Origin of the sequence: Microbacterium sp. cf046 (genome assembly GCF_900114345.1) — a bacterium.
GTDB lineage: Bacteria > Actinomycetota > Actinomycetes > Actinomycetales > Microbacteriaceae > Microbacterium.
Window position 1 is genome coordinate 428771 of sequence record NZ_FOZJ01000001.1, and the last position, 23811, is coordinate 452581.

General features: G+C 70.6%; 16 protein-coding genes. 10 read left to right on the forward strand and 6 right to left on the reverse strand.

Annotated features, from left to right (window positions below; all coding sequences use genetic code 11):
* The first annotated feature begins 137 nt into the window (after positions 1 to 137).
* On the forward strand, positions 138 to 1748 hold the full coding sequence (locus BM349_RS02030; RefSeq protein WP_091701959.1) for a M28 family metallopeptidase: 1611 nt from the start codon (positions 138 to 140) through the stop codon (positions 1746 to 1748).
* Between the two features lie 62 nt (positions 1749 to 1810).
* Here BM349_RS02030 and BM349_RS02035 read toward each other — a convergent pair whose 3' ends face one another.
* The 3 genes from BM349_RS02035 to BM349_RS02045 all read right to left on the reverse strand — a co-directional run bounded on the left by BM349_RS02035 (position 1811) and on the right by BM349_RS02045 (position 5144).
* Entirely contained in the window at positions 1811 to 2620 is an 810-nt protein-coding gene (locus BM349_RS02035) for an energy-coupling factor transporter transmembrane component T family protein (RefSeq protein ID WP_091704745.1), read from the reverse strand.
* Positions 2621 to 2658: 38 nt separating this feature from the next.
* Positions 2659 to 4425 (reverse strand): ABC transporter ATP-binding protein, encoded by a 1767-nt coding sequence (locus BM349_RS02040; protein ID WP_254773754.1) that lies wholly within the window; start codon positions 4423 to 4425, stop codon positions 2659 to 2661.
* A 167-nt stretch (positions 4426 to 4592) separates the two neighbouring features.
* Positions 4593 to 5144 (reverse strand): ECF transporter S component, encoded by a 552-nt coding sequence (locus BM349_RS02045; protein ID WP_091701968.1) that lies wholly within the window; start codon positions 5142 to 5144, stop codon positions 4593 to 4595.
* A 173-nt stretch (positions 5145 to 5317) separates the two neighbouring features.
* Between BM349_RS02045 and BM349_RS02050 the strand changes: the two genes are divergently transcribed.
* The gene (locus tag BM349_RS02050) at positions 5318 to 8845 is read left to right on the forward strand and encodes a S8 family serine peptidase (RefSeq protein ID WP_175525159.1); all 3528 of its coding nucleotides are present in this window, start codon (positions 5318 to 5320) and stop codon (positions 8843 to 8845) included.
* 26 nt (positions 8846 to 8871) lie between these two features.
* Here BM349_RS02050 and BM349_RS02055 read toward each other — a convergent pair whose 3' ends face one another.
* Entirely contained in the window at positions 8872 to 9867 is a 996-nt protein-coding gene (locus tag BM349_RS02055) for a pirin family protein (RefSeq protein WP_091701976.1), read from the reverse strand.
* Positions 9864 to 10220 (reverse strand): GNAT family N-acetyltransferase, encoded by a 357-nt coding sequence (locus tag BM349_RS02060; RefSeq protein ID WP_091701978.1) that lies wholly within the window; start codon positions 10218 to 10220, stop codon positions 9864 to 9866. Before BM349_RS02060 ends, BM349_RS02055 begins: the two co-directional genes overlap by 4 nt.
* Before the next feature lie 92 nt (positions 10221 to 10312).
* On the opposite strand from BM349_RS02060, the gene BM349_RS02065 reads away from it, so the two are divergent.
* Positions 10313 to 12871: a DEAD/DEAH box helicase gene (locus tag BM349_RS02065; protein WP_091701983.1), complete on the forward strand. Its 2559-nt coding sequence runs from the start codon at positions 10313 to 10315 to the stop codon at positions 12869 to 12871.
* Positions 12872 to 12894: 23 nt separating this feature from the next.
* Here the strand turns inward: BM349_RS02065 and BM349_RS02070 are convergent, their stop codons facing one another.
* Entirely contained in the window at positions 12895 to 15687 is a 2793-nt protein-coding gene (locus BM349_RS02070; RefSeq protein ID WP_091701987.1) for a helix-turn-helix transcriptional regulator, read from the reverse strand.
* Positions 15688 to 15809: 122 nt separating this feature from the next.
* Here BM349_RS02070 and BM349_RS02075 point away from each other — a divergent pair, with 122 nt between their 5' ends.
* The 7 genes from BM349_RS02075 to BM349_RS02105 all read left to right on the forward strand — a co-directional run bounded on the left by BM349_RS02075 (position 15810) and on the right by BM349_RS02105 (position 23773).
* Complete coding sequence (locus BM349_RS02075; RefSeq protein WP_091701991.1) at positions 15810 to 16889, forward strand: class I SAM-dependent methyltransferase; 1080 nt, start codon at positions 15810 to 15812, stop codon at positions 16887 to 16889.
* A gap of 31 nt (positions 16890 to 16920) precedes the next feature.
* Positions 16921 to 18174, forward strand: coding sequence for a glycosyltransferase (locus BM349_RS02080; protein ID WP_091701994.1), 1254 nt, complete (start codon positions 16921 to 16923; stop codon positions 18172 to 18174).
* A complete protein-coding gene (locus BM349_RS02085) occupies positions 18174 to 19043 on the forward strand; it encodes an alpha/beta fold hydrolase (RefSeq protein WP_091701997.1) in 870 nt (289 codons plus the stop codon). Before BM349_RS02080 ends, BM349_RS02085 begins: the two co-directional genes overlap by 1 nt.
* 78 nt (positions 19044 to 19121) lie before the next feature.
* Positions 19122 to 19406 (forward strand): hypothetical protein, encoded by a 285-nt coding sequence (locus tag BM349_RS02090; protein WP_091702001.1) that lies wholly within the window; start codon positions 19122 to 19124, stop codon positions 19404 to 19406.
* 94 nt (positions 19407 to 19500) lie between these two features.
* A complete protein-coding gene (gene recQ, locus BM349_RS02095) occupies positions 19501 to 21501 on the forward strand; it encodes a DNA helicase RecQ (protein WP_091702005.1) in 2001 nt (666 codons plus the stop codon).
* A 32-nt stretch (positions 21502 to 21533) separates the two neighbouring features.
* Positions 21534 to 21980, forward strand: a complete 447-nt coding sequence (locus BM349_RS02100) for a globin domain-containing protein (RefSeq protein ID WP_091702009.1) — start codon at positions 21534 to 21536, stop codon at positions 21978 to 21980.
* A gap of 119 nt (positions 21981 to 22099) precedes the next feature.
* Positions 22100 to 23773 (forward strand): formate--tetrahydrofolate ligase, encoded by a 1674-nt coding sequence (locus tag BM349_RS02105; protein WP_091702013.1) that lies wholly within the window; start codon positions 22100 to 22102, stop codon positions 23771 to 23773.
* Positions 23774 to 23811: the final 38 nt, after the last annotated feature.

Here is a 23811-nt window from a genome sequence, read left to right on the forward strand (position 1 = left end):
GCATCCCTCATTTCAAGGGAGACGTCAAGGGGGTTTCGGAGCCCCCGCGTCGCCGGGTAGCCTCGGCGGAGTTGCCTACCGGCAACGAACCCCCCGACGGGTGTCGACGAAGACACCCGCCCGCGAAGGAGAACAAGATGAATCTGTCTGCACGACCTTCCCGAAGAGCTGTCGCCATAACGACGGCGACAGCCACCGCCCTCGCACTCGCCATCCTGCCGGCGAGCGCGGCACTGGCCGCTCCCCCCGCGGCCGCTTGCGACAACCGGAACAACAACACGATCGCCAAGCTCACCGAGTGCGTCTCGGCGGCCGGTGTCAACGAGCACCTCGCTGCGCTCCAGGCCATCGCCGACGCGAACGGCGGCACGCGCGCCGCGAACACTCCCGGCTACGACGCGAGCGTCGACTACGTCGTCGACACGCTCTCCGCCGCCGGATGGCAGGTCCACACCGAGCCGTTCGACTACTTCGTCCCGCTCCCGTCCGAGCTCGAGCAGCTCACGCCGGTCGAGGTCATGCACGACAGCGAGGCGCCGCAGGGCGCGGGCATCGGCGAGGTCACCGGGAACATCATCCCCGTGGATCTCATCCTGGGCCAGCCCAACGCCAGCGTCGTCACGAGCGCGTGCGAGCCGGAGGACTTCCTGGGGCTCGACTTCACCGGGCCGAACGACGTCGCGCTCGTGCAGCGCGGCACGTGCGAGTTCGGCGTGAAGGCGGCCAACGCCCAGACCGCCGGCGCCGAGGCCGTCGTGATCATGAACCAGGGCAACACTCCGGAGCGTTCCGGGGTGCTGACGAACATCACCCTGATCGGCGTCAACCCGGATCCGCTCAACATCCCCGTCGTGGGAGCGTCGTACGCGGCCGGAGAATCGCTCGCCCAGACGGGCTCGACCGCACGCGTGCTCGTGCCCGAACCCGACAAGTTCATCCTGCAGAACGTGATCGCGGAACTCCCCGGCAAGAACACGAACAACGTCGTCATGGCCGGCGCGCACCTCGATTCGGTTCCCGAGGGTCCCGGAATCAACGACAACGGCAGCGGATCGGCCGCGCTCATCGAGCTCGCGCAGAGCATGGCGAAGGTCAAGCCGCAGAACACCGTGCGCCTCGCATGGTGGGGCGCGGAGGAAGAGGGCCTGATCGGGTCGACGTATTACGTCGAGAACCTTCCGCAGGCGGAGCTCGATCGCATCGCGCTGTACCTCAACTTCGACATGGTCGCGTCGCCGAACTACATCTTCATGGTCTACGACGGTGACGAGTCGAGCTATGAGGCGCCGGTCGTCGTGCCCGATGGATCCGTGGAGATCGAGGACCTGTTCGAGCGCTACTTCACGAGCGTCGGCCAGCCGTATGACGACGCGGAGTTCAGCGGACGCAGCGACTATCAGGCGTTCATCGCGAACGGCATCGCGGCGGGTGGACTGTTCACCGGCGCTGAGGTGCCCAAGACGCCGGAGCAGGAACTGATCTGGGGCGGCACCGCCGGTGCAGCCTTCGACCCCTGCTACCACTCGGCATGCGACACGATCGCGAACATCAACATGGACGCGCTGGAGGTCAACTCCGACGCGATCGCCCTCGCGGTCCTGGCGTACTCGTACTCCACGGAACTGGTCAACGGCGTCGTCGGCAAGTCGATCCCGGGCGGCCTGAACCTGCCCGACCCGGCTGGTCCGGAGATGACGTTCCCCGACGGGGACGGTGGCCTGGCCCACCACGCCCTGACCGTGAACTGACCGTAACGGTTACACACGAGGGCTCGTCGCTTCGGCGGCGGGCCCTCGTGGCGTTCACGGCGTCAGCCCAGACCCCACGGAAAGAGGACCCAGAAGATCGCGGCGGATGCGGCCAAGAAGAGTGCGATGAACACGACATCGCGCGCACGGAACGGAACGACGTGCCGCTCGGTGCGATCGGGGTGGGCGCCGAAGGCCCGTGCATCCATCGCCAGCGCGACGCGCTCGGCGTGGCGGATGGCGCCGGCCAGGAGCGGGACGATGTACCCGCTCCACCGGGCGATCGCAGCGAAGGGTCCGCGGCCGCCGTGTGCGCCGCGCACCCGATGCGCCTGCCGGATCACCTCGAGCTCGTGGCCGAAGCGCGGCACGAAGCGGAACGCGGCCAGCGCCGTGTAGCCGATCCGATACGGCACGCGAAGCTGCTGCACGGTGGAGCGGACGAGGTCGGGACCGGTCGTACTGAGCCCGGCGATGAGCGCGAGGGCGACGATCGCCGCGATGCGCAGACCGGTCGCCAACCCGACCACCAGCGCGCCGCCGTACAGCGTCCAGGACCCGATCTGCCAGACGACGACACTCTGATCGACGTGCGCCGGATCGGTCCAGAGCGAGAAGCCGAAGCCGATCGCCGCGGCGCCCAGCGGCAGCGCGAGCAGGAGCACGAGTGCGAGCCGGCGCGTGAAGCTGACGCCGATCAGCAGCACCGCGTACGCCAGCAGCAGGAACGCGAGCGGCGTGGCGAGATCCCTCACGAACACCAGAAGGACCATCGCTGGCACCGGCGCCAGCAGCTTCGCGAGCGGGTTGAGCCGATACAGGAACCGCACCGGCGCGGCGGTCACGGCATCCGCGTACGGGTCGACCGCCATGCGCGGCACCTGCGCGGCCAGGAGCGGTCCGGTGGCGGTCACGCGGCGCCTCCGGGCAGGTCGGACAGCCGAGCGATGCGAGCGAGATCGGGATGCCGCGTCACCGCGCGCAGCGCTTGCGCCAGCGGCGGCATCCGCAGTCCGGCACGCTCGATGAGCTCGGCGTCGGCGTAGACGTCGGCGGTCGCCCCCTGCGCGAGGACGCGGCCGTCGGCGAGCACCACCATGCGGTCGGCGTACTCTGCGACCAACTGCATGTCGTGGGTCACGACGATGACGGTCGTCCCCTCCTCGTTCAGTTCGCGCAGGAGCCCGAGCAGCTCGTCGGCGCGTGCGCGGTCCTGGCCGAAGGTGGGCTCGTCCAGCGCGAGGACGGGGGCGCCGGCGACGAGCGCGGTGCCGACGGACAGCCGCCGCTTCTGTCCGCCGGAGAGCAGGAACGGGTGGGTCTGCGCCTTGGCAGTGAGACCGAACCGGTCCAGGAGCGCTTCGGTCCGCTCGCGGACCTCTGCATCCGAGAGGCGCTGCCGGCGCAGTCCGTGCGCCAGCTCGTCGAAGACCGTGTTGGCGATGAACTGGTGCTCGGGGTTCTGGAAGACGAAGCCGATGCGCGAGGCGAGCGTGCGCGCATCGGCGCGGCCGACATCGAGGCCGTCGACGTGCACCGACCCGCGCGGAGGCGGCACGACGCCGGCGAGCGCCTGGATCAGGCTCGTCTTGCCCGCGCCGTTCGCGCCGACGATGGCCAGGAACTCGCCGCGGGGCACATCGAGGTCGATGTCGTGCAGCACCTCGCGCCGGCTCCGGCGCACCGAGAGTCCGCGCACCGTGATGATCGGGTTCGCGAGGTGGTGTGCCTCCGTGCGGCCAGACCACCCCTTCTCGCCGAAACCATGCGCGACGGGCGTGCCATCCGAGGTGGGTTCGGCGAGAAGGGGTGGTTTCGCCGTAGAGAGGGGGGCGGATGCCGGAGCCGGAGAGGCTTCGAGCGCGGCGTGCAGCTCGGCGGGCGTCAGCGGCAGCGGGTCGAGGGCGAACCCCGCACGCCGCAGCCGCAGCGCGGCCAGCGCGGAGGTCGGCAGCCACACCCCCATCTCGTGCAGCTCCTCCGCGCGTTCGCGAAGCACCGCGTCGACAGTCCCGTCCGCGACGAGGCGTCCGTCCTGATCGAGCACGACGGCGCGGTCGACGAAGCCGATCGCCGCATCGAGGTTGTGCTCGACAAGCAGGATCGCCCGGTCGCCGGCGGCCACGAGCTCGGCGAGTGCGGCGTAGACCTCCTCGGTGCCCTGCGGATCCAGATTCGCGGTCGGCTCGTCCAGCACCAGGAGCGGCGATCCCATCGCCAGCGCGCAGGCGATCGCAAGACGCTGGCGTCCGCCGCCGGAGAGCCGGTCGGGATTCTCGCCGCGACGCTCCCACAGCCCCACCCTGCGGAGCGCGGCCTCGGCTCGATCGAGCACGTCCGAGACCGGCATCCGGAGATTCTCCGGTCCGAACGCGACCTCGTCGAGCACCGTGCCCGTCACCAGCTGCGCGTCAGGATCCTGGAAGACCATGCCGACATGCGTGCTCAGCACGGCCACGGTCGCCGCCGCCGCATCGAGTGCTCCGACAGTGATCGTTCCTTCGACGTCGGCCGGCACGTCGTTCGGGATCAGACCGTTCAGCGCGAGTGTGAGCGTGGACTTGCCCGATCCGCTGGGGCCGAGCAGCAGGACGACCTCTCCCGGGGCCACGTCGAAGCGGACCGCCGCCGGGGTCGCGGCATCCTCTCCCTGATGGGTGATCGCGAGATCGCGCACCCGCAGGAGGGGGGTGCCGGCGCGCGGCGGATCGGCCGCGCCGGCGGGCCGGGGTGCCTGCGCCGAGGCGGAGGGATCGCGCTCGAGTGCGGTCACGGGTCTTCCTGATTCAGGAGCTGAATGCAGTCCTAACTTAGCCGACCCTAACCTTGGCTCCGGGGAGGCCCTCAGCGCTGAGCGGAGCGGGCGACTCCGGCGCGGCGCAGGGCCGCGCCGATCGCCAGTCCGACCGCGGTCCATGCGACGGGCCCGACGATGAACAGCGCGATATAGACGATCTGCCCCCACACCGGGAAGCGGGAGACGTCCGCGGCGAACCAGATCGGCACGGCGATGACCACGCCGACCACGATGGCCGAGACGAAGAACCGCCACGCCTCCCAACGGCGGTAGCGACCGAGCGCCGCGATCCCCTCCTGCAGCGCGCCGATCAGGAGGGCGGTGCCGATGTACCGTCCGATCCACAGCGGCACGACCGCGCTCGCCACCAGGGCGGCGATCAGGTGGGTGATGAGGGCGACCCAGGGGCGCCGCAGCAGCTCCTGGGCGATGACGCCGGGAAGCACGTGCACGCCGAGCACGAGTCCGTAGAGGATCGGGACGGCGGCGGACACCGGCCCGCTGATCGCACCGGCTCCGGCGGAGAGCGCGCCCGTCGCGACGCCGATCGCCGCGCAGGTGAGCAGAACGCTCGTCGAGAGCCTGGATGCCGATGCCACCTGCCCAGCGTAGTGCGCAGGTCGGATGCCATTCCCACAACCCCCTTCCCCACTCCCGAGCCGAGAGTTAGGTTTGCCGCAGGCCGTTCCCAAGCGCCTGCGCGGCGTCGGACGGCCCTTCACCCAACCGGGAGTCCGTCATGGGTCGACGAGTGTTGCGCGCGGGAGTGTGCGTGACGATCGTCGCGCTCGCGTGCGGCGCGGCATCGCTCACGGGCGGTGCGGCCTTCGGCGCTGCCCCGGCTGACGAGGTCATCGCGCCGGTGCCGATCGAGTCGCCGACCGGCTCGTACATCGTCGTCCTCGACGAAGCCCCCGCCGCGACCTATCAGGGCGGCGAGGCACGGCTCGTCGCGACCCAGCCCGAGGAGGGCGAAGAGCTCGATCCGCATTCGTCCCGCGTGCAGAGGTACGTCGCGTTCCTGCAGACCCGACAGGAGCGGGTCGCCGCCGCGGCCGACGTCGAGCCGGCGGCGACGTACCAGATCGTGCTCAACGGCTTCAGCGCCACGCTCACGCCGGAGGACGCGGCCAGGGTCGCGGCGACCGAAGGGGTGCGTGCCGTCTACCCGGACGAGATCTTCCACCCCGACTCCGTGGACTCGACCGCGGCGGTCGGCGCCGGAGTGACGGCGAAGGTGTCTCCCGCCCCGATCGCCGCGGATGCTCCCGGCGTGGTGATCGGCGTGATCGACACCGGGATCTCGCCGGAGAATCCGTCGTTCGCGGGCGAGCGACTGCGGGCCAGGGTGGGACCGGAACCGCATCTTGACGGCAACGAGGTCGTCTTCGAGAAGGCCGATGGGCACGAATTCCGCAGCGAGCGCGTCACCGGCGACGGGTGGGCGAAGTCGGACTACTCGACGAAGCTGGTCGGTGCGCAGGTCTTCGCCGCCGGCGCGACCGCTGCCGGCTTCGACTTCACCCATGACGTGCTCTCCCCGGTCGACAGCGACGGCCACGGCTCGCGCACGGCGAGCATCGCGGCCGGCAACGGCGACGTGAGCGCGATGATCGACAACGTGCCGTTCGGAGTCGTCTCGGGCGTCGCGCCCGATGCGCGGATCGCGGCGTACAAGGCGTGCTTCGCCGGCGAGGATCCGCTCGTCAGCACTGACGACATCTGCGTCGGAAGCGACCTCATCGCCGCACTGGAGCGCGCCGTCGCGGACGGCGTGGACGTCGTCGACTACGCGATCGGCGGTGGGGCCGGCGCGTCCGTGTGGGCCCCCGACGACCTGGCTTTCTACAACGCGGCGGTCGCGGGCGTGTTCATCGCGGTGAGCGCGGGCAACGGCGGCCCGGCCGCCGGCACGGCGCAGGCGGGAGCACCCTGGTACACCACGGTGGCGGCATCCACTGTCCGCACGTTCGAGGGGTCGCTCCGCCTGTCGACCGGCTTCGAAGCGGGCGGTGTCTCGGTCTCGGTTCCGGTCGGCGCACCCGTCACGGCACCCGTGGTCTACGCGGGGGATGCCGGGCTGGCCGGATCGGCGGACGCCGCGCTCTGCTACGCCGGCACGCTCGATCCGGCGCAGGTGGAGGGGCGGATCGTCGTCTGCGACCGCGGGACGAATTCTCGATTGGAGAAGTCGGAGGAGGTCGCGGACGCCGGCGGGGTGGGGATGATCCTCGTCAACGTCACGCCGGATTCGCTGGACAGCGACTTCCACTCCGTCCCGACCGTGCACATCGATTCGTCATACCGCGACGCGCTGCTGAGCGAGCTGGCGAGCAGCCCCGATGTCACCGCGACGCTTTCCGGTGAGAACCTCACCGGCGTCGAGATCCCGGTGCCCCAGATCGCCGCATTCTCGGGCCGCGGACCGCTGGCCGGCACCGACGATGTGCTGAGCCCCGATGTCGCGGCCCCCGGCGTCGCGATCCTCGCCGCCACCGGGAACACGCCGGAGGGCGACCCGGCGTGGGACCTCGCCTCGGGGACGTCGATGGCCGCGGCGCACGTCGCCGGGCTCGCAGCCCTCTCGCTGATGGCGCATCCCGATGCGACGCCGAGCGAGATCAAGTCCGCGCTCATGACCGGCGCGGCGAACACCTTGAACCCCGATGGATCGGCGAACGTCGACCCGTTCGCACAGGGTGCCGGCCAGGTCGATCCCGATGCCCTGCTCGATCCGGCGCTCGTCTATCCGAGCGGACCGCTGGACTGGGCCGGGTTCGTCCAGGCGCGCGACCACGGGGCCTACGAATTCCCGTTCGTGGACGGCACCGATCTGAACCTGCCCTCCATCACGATCGGCGCCCTCGCAGGTGAGCGCACCGTGTCCCGCCAGGTCACCGCGACGCGGGCCGGCGTGTACCAGGTCGCGGCCGACATCCCGGGGGTGGACGTGTCGGTCAGCCCCGAGACCCTGACGTTCTCGGGTCCGGGTGACACACAGGCCTTCACCGTGACGTTCGCGAACGACACCGCGCCGGTCGAGGTCTGGGCGAGCGGATTCCTCAGCTGGACGGGCGAGGACGGCGCGTCCGTCCGGTCACCGCTCGCGGTGCGGCCGGTCACGGCGACCGCGACCGATCTGGTCGTGGGCACCGGTGTCGCGGGCAGCGCCGATCTGGCCGTCGTCGCGGGAGCATCCGGCGACATCCCGCTGCAGGTCGCCGGACTCGCACCCTTCGAACTGCTCGTCGACCCGGACCAACCCGCGCCGGGCCATTCGGGCGATGCTTCCTCGGGCGATGCCAACGGCAACATCGCGTGGGTGGTGGACATCCCCACGGGTGCCCCGCTCGCGCAGTTCACGCTCGAGGCGTCCGATGAGAGCGACCTCGATCTGTCCGTCTACCGCGTCGCGAGCCCTTCCGACTTCCGCTACTACGAGAGGTGGATGCCGACCGCGACGTCGCTGGAGCAGATCGCGCTCGTCGACCCGACCCCGGGCTCGTACCTCGTCGTGGCGAACGTGAGCGGCGCTGCGGACGACGCCACATGGGATCTGCACTCCGCGGTCGTCGACGCGGGTGCGGACTCGCTCACGGCGGACTCCGAGTCGCTGAACGCGCAGTCCGGGGAGGACGCGCGATTCACCCTGGAGTGGTCGGGGCTGCGGCACGACACGCGCTACCTCGGGATCGTGTCCTATGGCGATTCCGCGCCGCCGACCACCCTGGTGATCGACTCCGGTCCCGAGCCGCCGGTCCCGGACGAGCCGGCGACGGTGTCCGGGACGGCCGAGATCGGCTCCGTCCTCACCGTGGAGCCGGGTAGTTGGGACCTGGATGACCTCTCCTTCGCCTATCGCTGGCTGCGCGACGGAGAGCCCATCGCCGATGCGCTCGATCCCGAGTACCGCATCACCCGAGCCGACGTGGGGACCACGCTGACGGCCGAGGTCATCGCGACCCAGCCCGAGAACGTGAACACCGGCAGGTCGATCAGCGACGGGGTCATCGTGCGGGCTCCGTCCACAGTCGCCGTCACCCTCAACCACTACACGGGCTCCACGTCGCAGGAGTACGCGGTGACGGTCGAGGTGGACAGTTCGCGAGGCGGGATGCCGGACGGCTCGGTGTCGGTGTTCGTGGACGGCGATGAGTACACGGGCACACTCGCTGCCGGCCGTGTCACCTTCACGCTGCCCGCCCAGGAGCCCGGCATCCATGTCGTCGTCGCCGAATACGCGGGCAGCGATCGCATCCAGCCCGCGACCGGGGTCTCGGGGTTCGTCGTCACCGGGTGATCCGCCGCCCGGCGAGAATCGTGCCGCTAGATGCGCCTGCGGCGCCGCGTGAGTCGCACACCGGGCAGCGGCGGGGCGGGCACGCGCTCATCGCCGTGCTCGACGACCCGACCGAAACGGGCGTCGTGCGTCTCCCACGCGTCACGGGCGGCGACGATCTCCTCGTGCGAACGGCCGACGAAGTTCCACCACATCACGATCTCGTCCTCGAACGGCTCACCGCCGAGAAGGAACACGAGCGCGTCGCCCTCGGCGGTCACCGGCACCGATGCACGTCCCGTGCCGAGGTAGAGCATGTGTTGACGGTCCAGTTCGACGGACGGCTCATCCGCCGGAATGCCCGTGGTCACCATCGCGATGCCCTCGACGCCGACGATCGCGTACTCCCAGTCCGGCCGGAGCGGGATCTCGATGCGCGCTCCAGCAGGGATGCGGATCTCCGCGCCCACGATCGGCGTGTAGACGCTCGCCGGTGAGGTCACGCCGCCGAGCTCACCGAGCACGACGGTCGCGACGGCCGGCGGACCGGACTGCGCCGCAAGTTCGATCGAGGGCAGGTGCTCGTGGCGCTCGAACGCCGGTGCGCCGTGACGGCGCGATTCGGGCAGGGCGACCCAGAGCTGCAGCGCATCCAGTGGGACGGCACCCTCACCGACCGAGTACTCGGAGTGGGCGATGCCCGCACCACTGGTCATCAGGTTCAGGGCACCACGGCTGAGGACGACGTCGCTGCCCACGGAGTCGCGGTGCCGGATGTCGCCGGCGAACGGCCACGTGACGGTCTGCAGGCCGATGTGCGGGTGCGGTTCCACGCGCATCCGCGTGACCTGCGGGCCGAAGCGATCGAGGAAGCACCACGCGCCCACCAGCGGCAGGTCCCGCTGCGGGAGGGAGCGGTGCACCGACATCGCGCGGACGCCGCCGAGCGGCACCTCGCGTGATTCGAGCAGCATCGCACGCGGACCGTCGCATGCCGTGCCCGCCTCCGAGAGCACCGCCTCGTCGGCGTCGAGTCTGGTCATTTCACGAAGTCCGGCGCGTCGGGCCAGTCGATCAGCAGATCGGCGACCTCGTGGCCGTGAAGGTAGCGCACGACGAACGGGCACCGCGGAACGATCCGCTCTCCGCGCTTCGCGACGTCCGCCAGCGCCCGGCCGACCAGGATGCCGGCGAGGCCCTGTCCCTTGAACGCGGGGTCGACCTCGGTGTGGGGGAACACCAGGCGTCCGTGCGAGTCCACGCGGAACTCGGTGAACCCGCCGACCGCGTCGCCGACGAGGATCTCATAGCGACCGGCATCGTCGTTGCGCACGACCCGCAGGTCGGCGTCCTCGGTCGCACTCGAACCCGGGTTCGCGGCGGGCTGCGTCGTCATCTGGTTCCCTTCGTCCCCTTCGTTCAACGTACGGGCGGGCAGGGCATTCCGCCAGGTCCGGGTCGGGGATGCGGGGCTGGCAGACTCGGGTGATGTCCTCAAGCCTTCAGGGCCGCATCCCGAGCGGGGCGGACGACGACGCCGTCTACGACGGGTTCGTCGCGTGGGCCGCCGAGCAGGGGCTGTCGCTGTATCCCGCGCAGGACGAGGCGGCGATCGAGATCGCCTCCGGGGCGAACGTGATCCTGTCCACGCCGACCGGCACCGGCAAGTCGCTCGTCGCGATCGCGGCGCACGCGGCATCCCTCGCCCGCGGCGGCCGGACGTACTACACCGCGCCGATCAAGGCACTGGTCAGTGAGAAGTTCTTCGCCCTGGTCGACATCTTCGGCGCAGAGAGCGTGGGCATGGTCACCGGCGACTCGTCTGTGAATCCGGACGCGCCGATCGTCTGCTGCACGGCGGAGATCCTGGCGAACCTCGCTCTGCGGCAAGGGCCGGATGCCGACGTCGACCAGGTCGTGATGGACGAGTTCCACTACTACGGCGACCCCGACCGCGGCTGGGCATGGCAGGTTCCGCTCCTGCTCCTCTCGCGCGCGCAGTTCGTCCTCATGTCCGCGACCCTCGGCGACGTGACCGAGATCGCCGCCGACCTCTCGCGCCGCACGTCACGCCCGACCGCGGTGATCACCGGCGTCGACAGGCCCGTGCCGCTGCACTTCTCCTATGCGCGCACGCCCGTGCACGAGACGGTCGAGGAGCTGCTCGAGACCGGCCAGGCGCCCGTCTACATCGTGCACTTCTCGCAGGCCGCTGCGATGGAGCGGGCGCAGGCGCTCTCCAGCGTGCGGATCGTCAGCCGCGAGCAGCGGGACGCCATCGCCGAGGCGATCGGCGGCTTCCGGTTCACCACCGCGTTCGGACGCACACTGTCGCGCTACGTCCGGGCCGGCATCGGAGTGCATCACGCCGGGATGCTGCCGCGCTACCGGCGTCTGGTCGAGACGCTCGCCCAGCGCGGGCTGCTGCGGGTCATCTGCGGCACCGACACGCTCGGCGTCGGGATCAACGTGCCCATCCGCACCGTGCTGATCACGGCACTGGCCAAGTACGACGGGCAGCGGATGCGGCAGCTCAGCGCGCGGGAGTTCCACCAGGTCGCCGGGCGTGCGGGTCGAGCGGGCTACGACACCGCCGGCACCGTGGTCGTCATGGCGCCCGAGCACGAGATCGAGAACACGGTTGCAGTCGCCAAGGCCGGAGACGACCCCAAGAAGGTCCGCAAGATCGTGCGCAAGAAGGCACCGCAGGGGTTCGTGAACTGGGGCGAGGCGTCCTTCGAACGCCTCGTCGCCGCGGAGCCGGAGCCGCTCGAGCCGCACCTGCAGCTCACCGCCGCGATGCTCATCAACGTGATCGCCCGCGGCGGCGAAGTGTTCGAGAACGTGCGCTCGCTCGTATTCGACAACCACGAGTCACGGGCGCGCCGGTACGAGCTCGCGCGACGCGCGCTCGGGATCTTCCGGACGCTCGTGGCGGCAGGCGTGGTCGTGGCTGATCCGTCGACCGGCGGCATCCGCCTCACGGTCGACCTGCAGCCGAACTTCGCGCTCAACCAGCCGCTCTCGCCGTTCGCGCTCGCCGCGATCGGATTGCTCGACCCGGGTGACGGAGCGCCCAATGGGGCTCCGCCCCAAACCCCTGGCTCGCCGGCGCGCGCCGACTCCGCAGGCACCGGCCACTACGCGCTCGACGTGGTCAGCGTCATCGAGGCGACGCTCGACGATCCGCGCCCGGTGCTCTCGCAGCAGCAGTTCCTGGCACGCGGGGACGCGGTCGCCGCCATGAAGCGGGAGGGCATCGAGTACGACCAGCGCATGGAGCTGCTCGAGGAGGTCACCTACCCGAAGCCCCTCGCCGAGCTGCTCGCCCAATCATTCGAGGTCTTCGCCTCGAGCCAGCCGTGGGTGCGCGATTTCGAGCTCTCACCCAAGTCGGTGGTGCGCGACATGTTCGAGCGGGCGCTCTCGTTCGCCGAGCTCATCCAGGTGTACCAGCTCTCGCGCAGCGAAGGTCTGGTGCTGCGCTACCTGAGCGACGCGTATCGGGCGATCCGTCAGACCGTTCCCACCGAGGCGCAGACGCCCGAGCTGCTCGACATCATCGCCTGGCTCGGCGAGCTCGTGCGTCAGGTCGACTCGAGCCTCGTCGACGAGTGGGAGAGCCTGATCAATCCTGTGGTCGACACGACGGCGCCGGTCGTGCCGCCCGCGCCGCCCTCCGTGCTCACCAACCGCCGCGCCTTCATGGTGCTCGTGCGCAACGAGCTGTTCCGGCGGGTGCGCCTTGCGGCCCTTCAGCGGGACGACGAGCTCGCCGAACTGGATCCCGGCATCGACTGGTCCGCCGCGCTGGACGCCTACTTCGAGGAGCACGACGAGATGCTCACCGGCGGTCCGGCGCGCTCGCCGCGGCTCGTGGGCGTCGATGAGACGGATGCGGCAGCATCCGGGGTCTGGAGAGTCGAGCAGACGATCGACGACCCGGCCGGCGACCACGACTGGCGCATCCGCGGCGAGGTGGACCTGGCGGCATCGGAGGAGGAGGGCGCCGCGATCGTGCGCATCATCGAGGTCGTGCGGCTGTAGACGCCCGGGCAACCGGGTCCTCCTCAGCCTGAGGACGGAACGCGCTGACTGTCGCCCAGCCGCGACCCGCTCGGAGGTGCGAGCAGCTCGGACAGCTCGGCACGGGACGAGATGCCGAGCTTGGTGTAGACCTTGCGCAAGTGGTACTCGACGGTCTTGGGACTGAGGAACAGTGCGGCTGCCGCTTCGCGCGTGCTGCGCCCATCCGCGAGCATGATGCTCACCTGCAGCTCCTGCGGGGTGAGCTGCGCGACCGCATCCGTGCCCCGCGAGGCGACGTGCTCACCGGTCGCGCTCAGCTCTGCCGCGGCGCGCTCCTCCCACACGGTGGCGCCGAGATCGGAGAAGCCTTCGAGCGCGCCTCGCAGCTGGACCCGCGCATCGATGCGCCGTCTGGCGCGTCGCAGCCGCTCTCCGTACGCGAGGCGGGTGCGGGCCGACTCGAATCGGTCCAGGGTCTGCCCGTGCCACCTCAGCGCAGACGCGAACCATTCGTCGATCTCATCGTCCTCGGCCGACTGGCCGCTCACCCGGTCGGCGCGGGCGCGCGCCCACGGCTGCCCCTTTCCGATCGCAGCCTCGCGGTACCTCCACACCAGCTCCAAGGCCTCCGGCCGCCGCCCGAGCCGCAGCAGCGCGTCGACGAGTTCGGGGACGGGGGAGAGGTCGACATCGTGCAGGCCAAGTCGCTCGAGCATCTCGATCAGCGCCGTGAAGTGCTCCGCCGCCGGCTCGGTGTTCCCGAGCGACAGTTCGACGTCCCCGAGGGCGAATTCGACCCACGCCTCGCCGATGTGGATGTCCCGCGCGGCGCACAGCGCGCGCGCTTCGGCGGCGTGCGCGCGAGCCGCCTCCGCCTTGCCCGCCCGCGCCTCGAGCCAGCAGAGCCCCGCCAGCGACATCGCCAGCTCGGTCGTCTGCCCGGTCTCGGTCGCGAGCCGGATCGACTCCGCGTAGTTCGCCTCGGCCCTGGCCCACTCGGCGGATGCCGCCTGATCCCGTGCGACGTGGAAGAGGACGGCCGGCAGGGCCCCCACTCCTGCTTCACCGCGCACTTCGTCGACGAGGGCGCGCAGCTGGGCGCCTCCCGACGCGTCACGGAGGTACAGCGGCGCGAGCATGAGCCAGGACAGTCTGCGCGGATCGTGCAGCAGGGCGGGGTCGGTCGCCAGCAGCGGAACCGCGGCTCGGATGTCATCCGCCCCGCCGCGGCCGGCGAGGACCTTGGCCATGCCGGTCGCCATCAGCCCGAGCGCGCGCGACCGCGGCTCCGTCGTGACGCTCTGAAGAGCAGTCAGCCGATCCGCGAGGGCGGATGCCGTGCGGGCATCGCCCAGGTAGTACGTCGCATGCACCGCGTCGGCGAGCAGGATCGCGACGTCGTCGGGCCGCGGCGCGAGGTCGGCTGCGGCGAGCAGGATCTCGAGCGCCTCCCGCAGGGATCCGCTGCGTGCGGCGATGGCCGCCCGCAGCTCGAGCGCTCGCACGTGGGTCGGGTCGATCGGCACACCCGCGGCCGGTTCGGCATCCCGGGTGAGCTGGTCCAGCAGGACGAGAGCCCGATCCTGCATGCCGGCTGTCCAGGCCGCATCGGCCGCTCGCAGCAGCCGGGATGATCGCTCGGCCGCGTCCGGACTCATTCGCGCCGAGCGCTCGAACGCGGCCGATGCGACCGAATACGCGGCGCGCTGCACCGCGTGCTCCCCCGCTCCAGCCAGCAGCGCAGCGATCTGCGTGTCCGGATGCCAGATCGTCTCGGCGAGATGCCAGGCCCGACGGTCCGCATCGGCGGTGGCTTCCGCGGCGGCGCGATGCGCCGCACGCCTGTCCTGCGCGGACGCCCCGGAGTACGTCGCCGAGCGCAGGAGCGGATGCCGGAACACGACGGTTCCGCCGCGGACCACGATCAGCCCCAGATCCTCCGCTTCCTCGAGGCGTGCGACGTCCAGGCCGAGAGCGTCGCATACGTCGGCGATAAGCCCGAGGTCCGCGCCGCACACGGCGGCGACGAGCAGGACGGAGCGGCATTCCTCGTCGACGTCCGCGAGACGGCGGCCGAATGCGTCGATGACCGCGCGCGACACACGGAAGGGCATGTCCGCCGCCCCGGTCTGCAGCGCGTCCCGCTCCCATCCACCGAGTTCCACGAGGGCGAGCGGATTGCCCGCCGTCACCCGGTGCAGCTGCTGCGCCTCCTCGGCGGTCACACTGTGCCCGCGCGCCTGGACGATGAGCGTCCGTGCAGAGTCGAGGTCGAGTCCGGGGAGCATGAGGGTCGGGAGGCCTGCCGCGATGGTGTCCCCTTCGGGACTGCGAGCTCCCACGAGCACCAGCACCGGATCGGCCGCCAGACGTCGCGCCGCGAAGACGAGCGCGTTCGCCGACGACGCGTCGATCAGGTGAAGGTCGTCGACCACGACGGCGACGGGGCCCTCCTCGGCGTACCGGCAGATGAGGCTCAGCAGCGCGGCGCCGACCGTGAAGCGGTCACGTACCGTCGACGGGCCGACGGAGGCGGACGGAAGCGCGAGGGCGGCCGACAGCGCCTCGGCCTGGATGGGCGGGATCGCGGGGAGCAGATCCAGAGCGGGTCGCACCAGCTGCAGGAGGGCGGCGAACGGGATCTCCCGCTCCGACTCGAGCCCGGTGGCCTTCAGCAGCCTCATGTCGTCGAGCCGGCTGATGGCGTCCTCGAGCAGGGCGGTCTTGCCGACGCCGGCCTCGCCCGCCACGACCAGTACGCCGCTCATCCCCAGGCGAGCCTCGGCCGCGAGCCGCTCGATCGCCTGCTGCTCGGCCTGCCGACCCACCAGCATCCTCCGAGTGTACGCACGCCCGCGTGGGCGCGACCGGACTAGGGGGGACCCCGGATGCGGCATCCCCCGGCCCGTTCGTACGGTCGGAGCATCCATCGACACGACGACAGAAGGAGCCTTTCATGTCCACCACCGCACAGCCGACCGAGATCGACACCGACAAGCTCATGAGCTTCGTCTTCCGCGCCGTCGACGAGGTCGGAGCCACGCTCAATGCCGGGCTGGTCGTCATGGGCGACAAGCTCGGCTACTACCGCGACCTCGCCGCGAACGGGCCGAGCACGCCCGCTCAGCTGGCGGAGCGGACGCAGACCGCCGAGCCGTATGCGCGCGAGTGGCTGAATGCCCAGGCCGCCGGCGACTACGTCACCTACGACCCGGCGACCAGGCGCTACACGCTGCCACCCGAGCACGCACTGGCGATGACCGACCCGGACAGCCCGGCCTTCCTGCCCGGGTTCTTCCAGATCGCGCTCGGCACCGTGCACGACACCGAGCACATCGTGGATGCCGCCCGCAGCGGATCCGGCTACGGCTGGCACCAGCACGACACCGACGTCCATGTCGGATGCGAGCGGTTCTTCCGGCCGAGCTACCACGCGAACCTCGTCTCGACGTGGATTCCCGCGCTCGACGGCGTCGAGCAGAAGCTGCGCGACGGCGCGCTCGTCGCCGATGTCGGGTGCGGGCACGGCGCGTCGACCATCCTGATGGCGCAGGCGTTCCCGAACTCCACGTTCGTCGGCTCGGACTACCACGCGGCGTCCATCGAGACCGCGCGGTCGCGGGCTGCCGAGGCCGGCGTCTCCGACCGGGTCCGGTTCGAGGTCGCCTCGGCGCAGGAGTTCGGCGGCGCGCGGTACGACCTCGTCACCATGTTCGACTCACTGCACGACATGGGGGACCCGGTGGGGGCGGCTCGCCGAGTGCGCGAGGTGATCGCCGACGACGGGACCTGGATGGTCGTCGAGCCGATCGCCGGAGACCACGTCGAAGACAACCTGAATCCGGTGGGCCGGGCGTACTACGGCTTCTCGACCCTGCTCTGCACACCGGCCTCGCTGTCTCAGGACGTCGGGCTCGCGCTCGGAACGCAGGCGGGGCCTGCGCGCATCCGAGACGTGACCGCTGCAGGCGGGTTCACGCGGTTCCGCAGCGTCGCCGAGACGCCGTTCAACCGGGTGTTCGAAGTCCGGCCCTGACAGGAAGCGAGCACGGGGGCACACTGGGGGCATGGCGGCGATGGCGGGTCGGAGTCATACGTGGGTGAGGGCGCAGCGCCGCCCGAAGCGTGCGCTGCTGCTCTCCTCTCCGATCGGCCTCGGGCATGCCCGCCGCGATGTCGCGGTCGCGCAGGAGCTGCGAAAGCTCCACCCCGACCTGCAGATCGACTGGCTGGCGCAGCATCCCGTCACGCGTGTGCTGGCGGATGCCGGAGAGCATGTGCATCCGGCATCCGCCTGGCTCGCCAACGAGTCCGCCCATATCGAGGACGAGTCCGCCGACCACGACCTGCACGCGTTCCAGGCGATCCGGCGGATGGACGAGATCCTGGTGAACAACTTCATGGTCTTCAACGACGTCACGGACGAGACCTACTACGACCTCGTGATCGGGGACGAGGCCTGGGATGTCGACTACTTCCTGCACGAGAACCCCGAGCTGAAGCGGTTCGCGTTCGCCTGGATGACCGATTTCGTCGGCTGGCTGCCCATGCCCGCCGGTGGGGATGCCGAGGCCGCGCTGACCGCCGACTACAACGCGGAGATGCTCGAGCAGCGGTCGCGGTACCGCAGGCTCCGCGATCGCTCGATCTTCGTCGGCAACCCCGACGACGTCGTCGATGAATCGTTCGGACCCGGCCTTCCCGGCATCCGCGAGTGGACCACCGCGAACTACGACTTCGCGGGGTACGTCACGGGGTTCACGCCGCCGTCGGCCGAGGAGCGGGCAGCCGCCCGCGCACGCGCCGGGTTCGGCCCGGACGATCTGCTCTGCGTCGTCACGGTCGGCGGCTCGGGCGTCGGCGACGCCCTCCTTCACCGCGTGATGGATGCGATCCCGCTCGCGCGGCGGATGCTGCCGCGGCTGAGGTTCCTCGTCGTGGCGGGGCCCCGGATCGACCCCGCGAGTCTGCCGCGGCGGCGCGGAACGACGGTGCGGGGATTCGTGCCGGACCTCTACCGCACGCTCGCCGCCTGCGATGTCGCGGTCGTCCAGGGCGGCCTGACCACGTGCATGGAGCTCGCCGCCGCCCAGCGGCCCTTCATCTACGTGCCACTCGAGAACCATTTCGAGCAGAACCTGCACGTGCGCCATCGGCTCGCGCAGTACGGCGCAGGACGATGCGTCCGCTACGCCGAGGCGAGCGACCCCGATCTGCTCGCCGCCGCGATCGTCGCCGAGGCGGCCCGCGAGGTGACCTATCGCCCGGTCGAGACCGACGGGGCGGCCCGCGCGGCCGCCATGCTCGCGGAGCTGATCTGATGCGCGCGCTCGAACCGGTCTCCAGCGGCTCCGTCGACCGCGACGGCGTGGCGATCCACTACGAGGTCTACGGCGACGGCTTCCCGACGGTCTACCTGCTCATGCCCGACACGATCGTGCAGAGCCGCGGGTGGAAAGCCCAGATCCCCTTTCTCGCACGATTCTTCCGTGTGGTGGTCAGCGACCCGCGCGGCAACGGGCTCAGCGGAACGCCGAGCACCGAGGAGGGTTTCGCCGACCGGCTGATGATCGACGACGCGTGGGCGGTGCTCGACGCGGTCGGCGCCGAGCAGGCGGTGCTGGTCGGGCTGTGCACCGGGGCGGGCTATGTCGTGCTCATGGCGGCGGAGGCGCCGGAGCGCGTGCTCGGGATCTGCGCGATCAATCCGGGACTTCAGCTGAGCCCTCCGCTGCCGCACAAGGTCGAGTTCGACTTCGACGAACCGCGCGAATCGTACGAGGGCTGGCAGAAGATGAACCGGCACTACTGGCTCGAGGACTGGCCCGATTTCGCCCAGTTCTTCTTCGCCGAGATGTTCCCCGAGCCCCACTCCACCAAGCACCTCGAGGACTGCGTCGGCTGGGCGATGCAGACGACGCCGGAGGCCATGATCCTGGCCGGCTACTCCCCGCCCTATCCAGGCGATGAGCTCGAGACGGTCGCGGCGGCGGAGGCCGTGCGGTGCCCGGTGCTGGTGATCACTGGCTCCCTCGATCGGTGTCAGAACCCGGTGCGCAGCATCCGTCTCGCCGAGATCACCGGCGGCGAGCATGTGATCATCGAGGGCGGCGGCCATCTGCCGCAGGCGAGGGACCCCGTGAAAGTGAATCTCCTGCTGCGGGAATTCGTCCGCCGTGTCGCGGCCTGAGCCAATCCGATCGCGATCCCGCGACGAAGACCGTTCAGCAGGCGGCCATTCCGACCGCCTCGGAACAAGGAGGTCCCCATGCGCACACGCACTCGCGCGCTCGCTCTGGCCGGAGCTGTCGGCATCGTCGCCAGCATCGCTCTGGCCGCACCGGCGGTCGCCGCCGACGGAAGCAACTGCTGGGGCGTCGTCTCGTCCCAGGCCGCTCGCTCCGACGGCGGTCTCGGCGAACACTCCAGCTCGTTCGCCGGCGAGCGACGACTCGGTCTCGGGAATGTCGCGCGGCTGTTCGGCGTGAACGGCCCCGGCGGCCTGGGCACGCTGCTCGCCTCGATCGACGGCAACGACGCGACGCACTGCTGAGTCCAGCCGCGCAGTCCAGGGCGCCCGTTGGGGAGGGCGCCCTTTCGTGTGCGTGTCGACGAACGTGTCGGCACCGCGGGCTACCCTTGAGCCGATGAGCATCCCGTCCGCAGACCCGTACGCCGATGCGGTGTGGGCCGACGACGAGCCCCCGCCCGACGATCTCTGGGAGCCGCCCGCCGACGTCGGCTCGTGGGCCTCCCCGCCGGCCGACGGGTGGATGCCGCCGCCGAGCAACCCGCGTGCCGCCTCTCCGACTCCGCGGGCCACCCCCTCCCGCTACGGCACTGCCGCCGAGGCACTGCACACCGTCTTCGGATACGAGGCGTTCCGCGGCAACCAGGCGGCCGCGATCGACCAGGTCATCGCGGGCGGTGACGCCGTCGTGCTGATGCCGACCGGCGGCGGCAAGAGCCTGATCTACCAGATCCCCGCGCTCGTGCGCCCCGGCACGGGTCTGGTGGTGAGCCCCCTCATCGCGCTCATGCACGACCAGGTCGACGCCCTGGTGGCCAACGGCGTGCGCGCCGCGTACCTCAACTCGACGCAGGCTGCGCCGCAGCGGGCGGCAGTCGAGCGCGCCTACCTCGCCGGTGAGCTCGACCTGATCTACGTCGCACCCGAGCGGCTCTCGAGCGCGTCGACCCGAGCGCTTCTGCAGCGGGGAACGCTGAGCGTCATCGCGATCGACGAAGCCCATTGCGTGTCGCAGTGGGGTCACGACTTCCGCCCCGACTACCTGACCCTGGGCGAGCTCGGCGAGCAGTTCCCCGGCGTTCCGCGCATCGCCCTGACCGCCACCGCGACCGACGCGACCCACCGCGAGATCACCGAGCGGCTGCGGCTGCCCGACGCCGCGCACTTCGTCGCGAGCTTCGATCGCCCGAACATCCAGTACCGCATCGACCCGAAGGTCGACCCGCGCAAGCAGCTGCTGACCTTCATCCGGTCCCAGCCCGAAGGCGCGGCGGGCATCGTGTACGCACTGAGCCGCAAGAGCGTCGAGCAGACCGCGGAGTATCTGCGGACGCAGGGGGTCGATGCCCTGGCGTACCACGCGGGCCTCGACTCCTCCGTGCGCGCCGCCCACCAGTCACGGTTCCTCCGCGAGGACGGCGTGGTGATGGTCGCCACGATCGCGTTCGGCATGGGCATCGACAAGCCGGACGTGCGCTTCGTCGCCCACATCGACCTGCCGAAGTCGGTGGAGGGGTATTACCAGGAGACCGGCCGCGCCGGACGCGACGGCGAGCCGGCGGTCGCATGGATGGCGTACGGTCTCGGCGACGTCGTGCAGCAGCGCCGCATGATCGACCAGTCACCTGGCGAGCGGTCCTACAAGACCAGGCTCGGTCAGCACCTGGACGCGATGCTCGCCCTGTGCGAGACGGTGGGATGCCGTCGCGAGAACCTGCTCGGCTACTTCGGTGAGCCGTCCGGCCCGTGCGGCAACTGCGACACGTGTCTGGAGGCGCCGGAGACGTGGGACGGGCTGGTTCCGTCGCAGAAGCTCCTGTCCACGATCGTGCGGCTCCAGCGCGAGCGCGGCCAGGCCTTCGGCGCGGGTCACCTGGTCGACATCCTCCGCGGCGCCTCGACCGACCGCATCCGTCAGCAGGGTCATGATGCACTGTCGACGTACGGCCTCGGCGCCGACCTGTCCGACCAGGACTGGCGCAGCGTGATCCGGCAGCTCCTGGCTCGCGGCATCCTCGTTCCGCAGGGCGAGTACGGCACCCTCGCGCTCGGCGAGCCCGCCGCGGCGGTCCTTCGCGGCGAGGCGCCCGTGCCCCTCCGTCGTGACGTGCTCGGTCGCAGCGGCGGAGGGTCGTCGCGAGTGCGCAAGGCGGCCGCATCCGAGTCGCTCGGCGCGGCCGATCGCCCCGTGTTCGAGTCGCTGCGCGAATGGCGGGCGGGGGTTGCGAAGGAACAGGGGATGCCGGCCTACATCGTCTTCGGAGACGCCACGCTCCGCGCTCTCGCCGAGCATCGGCCCACGACGCTGGACGACCTGGACGGCATCACCGGCATCGGCGCGAAGAAGCGCGAGGCCTACGGCGCAGCGGTGCTCGAAGTGATCGCCGCCGGCGGCTGATACCGGGCGTACGCTCGCACTCGGAGGTCAGCATGGACGTCACCGTGTACGAGGCGCTCGGAGGGCGTGCCCGCGTCGTGGAGCTCGCTTCGGCGTGGCACGAGCGGTGCCTCGCCGACGAGATCATGAACCACCCGTTCTCGCACGGGGGCGATCCGCATCACATCGACAGGCTGGCAGCCTACTGGAGCGAGCAGCTCGGCGGTCCGCCGCTGTACACGAGCGGGTTCGCCGATGAGTCCTTCGTCGTCCGCATGCACTCCGGCAACGGCGTCCACGAGGAGATGGACCAGCGCGCGGTGGCATGCTTCGTCCAGGCGCTCGATGACATCGGCGTCACCGAGGCGACGCTGCGCGACGAGCTGATCAGGTGGTTCACGCACGAGACCGCCGAGATGTCGCGGTATCCCCACTCTCCGGCCGACGTGCCCGACGACCTCCCACTGCCGGTCTGGCCCGGGCGCGTCGCGTCGCTCTGAGCGACGCGCAGCTCCGACCGTAGGCTGGCCGGAGCGCGCACCGACGAGGGTGCGCAGCACGGGGCCTTCGACCCGCGGAGGCCTGGGCGCGTCAGCGAGCGCCGAGAGGGGATTCGACGGTGAGCCTCAGCAACATCGACATCGCGCAGGCCGCGCATATGCTTCCGATCCGCACGGTGGCCGAGCGACTCGGCATTCCCGAGGAGAGCCTCGAGCCGTACGGCCGGTACAAGGCGAAGATCTCACTCGAGTACCTGTCGTCGATCCGCGACCGTCCGCTGGGGACTCTCGTGCTCGTGACAGCGGTCTCACCGACGCCCGCCGGCGAGGGCAAGACCACCACGACCGTCGGCCTGGGCGACGCGCTGACCCGCATCGGGGAGCGGGCCATGATCTGCCTGCGCGAACCTGCGCTCGGACCGGTGTTCGGCATGAAGGGCGGCGCGGCGGGCGGCGGGTACGCGCAGGTGGTTCCGATGGAGGACATCAATCTGCATTTCACCGGTGACTTCTCCGCGATCGCGGTCGCCACGAACCTGCTCGCCTCCATGATCGACAACCACATCCATCACGGCAACGCGCTCGAGATCGATGTGCGCCGAGTCACGTGGCGGCGCGTCCTGGATGTCAGCGACCGAGCCCTCCGCGACGTCGTGATCGGGCTCGGCGGCCCGGGCAACGGCTACCCGCGCGAGTCGGGGTTCGACATCGTGGTGGCGTCAGAGGTGATGGCGATCTTCTGCCTCGCCACCGACGTGCGCGACCTCAAGGAGCGTCTCGGCGACATCGTCATCGGATACACCCGTGATCGCCGGCCGGTGAGCGCTCGCGACCTCGGCGCGCACGGCGCGATGACAGCCGTCCTGCGAGATGCGCTCGCGCCGAATCTCGTGCAGACGCTGGAGAACACCCCGGCGTTCGTCCACGGCGGCCCGTTCGCGAACATCGCGCACGGGTGCAACTCCTACCTCGCGACCAGTGCAGCGCTGCGCCTGGCGGACTACGTCGTGACGGAGGCCGGCTTCGGCGCCGATCTGGGTGCCGAGAAGTTCGTCGACATCCTCTGCCGGACGACCGGACTGCGCCCGTCCGTCGCGGTGATCGTCGCGACCGTCCGGGCGATGAAGTACCACGGCGGCGTCGAGGTGGCCGACCTGGCGCGCGAGGACGTCGCGGCGCTCGAGCACGGGATCGTCAACCTGACCCGGCACCTGCACACCGTTCAGGAGACATTCGGGATGCCTGCGGTGGTGGCCATCAACCATCGGGCCGAGGACACGGATGCCGAAGTCGCGGCGCTCGTCGCGGCGGTCGAACGTGCCGGCGCGGTCGCGGTCGTCGCGACGCACTTCGCCGACGGCGGGTCCGGGGCGGAGGAGCTCGCGCGAGCAGTGGTCCGCCTGAGCGCCCAGCCGTCCGAGCTCCGATTCACCTATCCGGACGAGGCGTCCCTGTGGGAGAAGATGCAGGCGATCGCCACGCGCATCTACGGCGCGTCCGAGATCACCGCCAGCAGCGCCGTTCGTGCCCAGATCAAGCGGCTGCAGGCCGAGGGCTACGGCGAGTACCCCGTCTGCGTCGCGAAGACGCAGTACTCGTTCTCGACCGACCCGAAGCTCCGTGGGGCGCCGTCCGGGCACGCGGTCGACATCCGCGAGGTGCGCCTGGCCGCGGGAGCGCGGTTCATCGTGATGGTGTGCGGAGACATCATGACCATGCCAGGGCTGCCCGCGGTGCCGGCGGCGATGACGATCGACGTCGATGAGGACGGGCGCATCGTCGGCCTCTTCTGATCGCGGAGTGGAAAACCTAGTGTTATTCGGTTTATAGT

Coding starts and splice junctions, on each gene's coding strand:
- BM349_RS02030 (WP_091701959.1), top strand. CDS start 138: ATGAATCTGTCTGCACGACCTTCCCGAAGAGCTGTCGCCATAACGACG.
- BM349_RS02035 (WP_091704745.1), bottom strand. CDS start 2,620: ATGGCGGTCGACCCGTACGCGGATGCCGTGACCGCCGCGCCGGTGCGG.
- BM349_RS02055 (WP_091701976.1), bottom strand. CDS start 9,867: ATGACCAGACTCGACGCCGACGAGGCGGTGCTCTCGGAGGCGGGCACG.
- BM349_RS02060 (WP_091701978.1), bottom strand. CDS start 10,220: ATGACGACGCAGCCCGCCGCGAACCCGGGTTCGAGTGCGACCGAGGAC.
- BM349_RS02065 (WP_091701983.1), top strand. CDS start 10,313: ATGTCCTCAAGCCTTCAGGGCCGCATCCCGAGCGGGGCGGACGACGAC.
- BM349_RS02070 (WP_091701987.1), bottom strand. CDS start 15,687: ATGCTGGTGGGTCGGCAGGCCGAGCAGCAGGCGATCGAGCGGCTCGCG.
- BM349_RS02075 (WP_091701991.1), top strand. CDS start 15,810: ATGTCCACCACCGCACAGCCGACCGAGATCGACACCGACAAGCTCATG.
- BM349_RS02080 (WP_091701994.1), top strand. CDS start 16,921: ATGGCGGCGATGGCGGGTCGGAGTCATACGTGGGTGAGGGCGCAGCGC.
- BM349_RS02085 (WP_091701997.1), top strand. CDS start 18,174: ATGCGCGCGCTCGAACCGGTCTCCAGCGGCTCCGTCGACCGCGACGGC.
- BM349_RS02090 (WP_091702001.1), top strand. CDS start 19,122: ATGCGCACACGCACTCGCGCGCTCGCTCTGGCCGGAGCTGTCGGCATC.
- recQ (WP_091702005.1), top strand. CDS start 19,501: ATGAGCATCCCGTCCGCAGACCCGTACGCCGATGCGGTGTGGGCCGAC.
- BM349_RS02100 (WP_091702009.1), top strand. CDS start 21,534: ATGGACGTCACCGTGTACGAGGCGCTCGGAGGGCGTGCCCGCGTCGTG.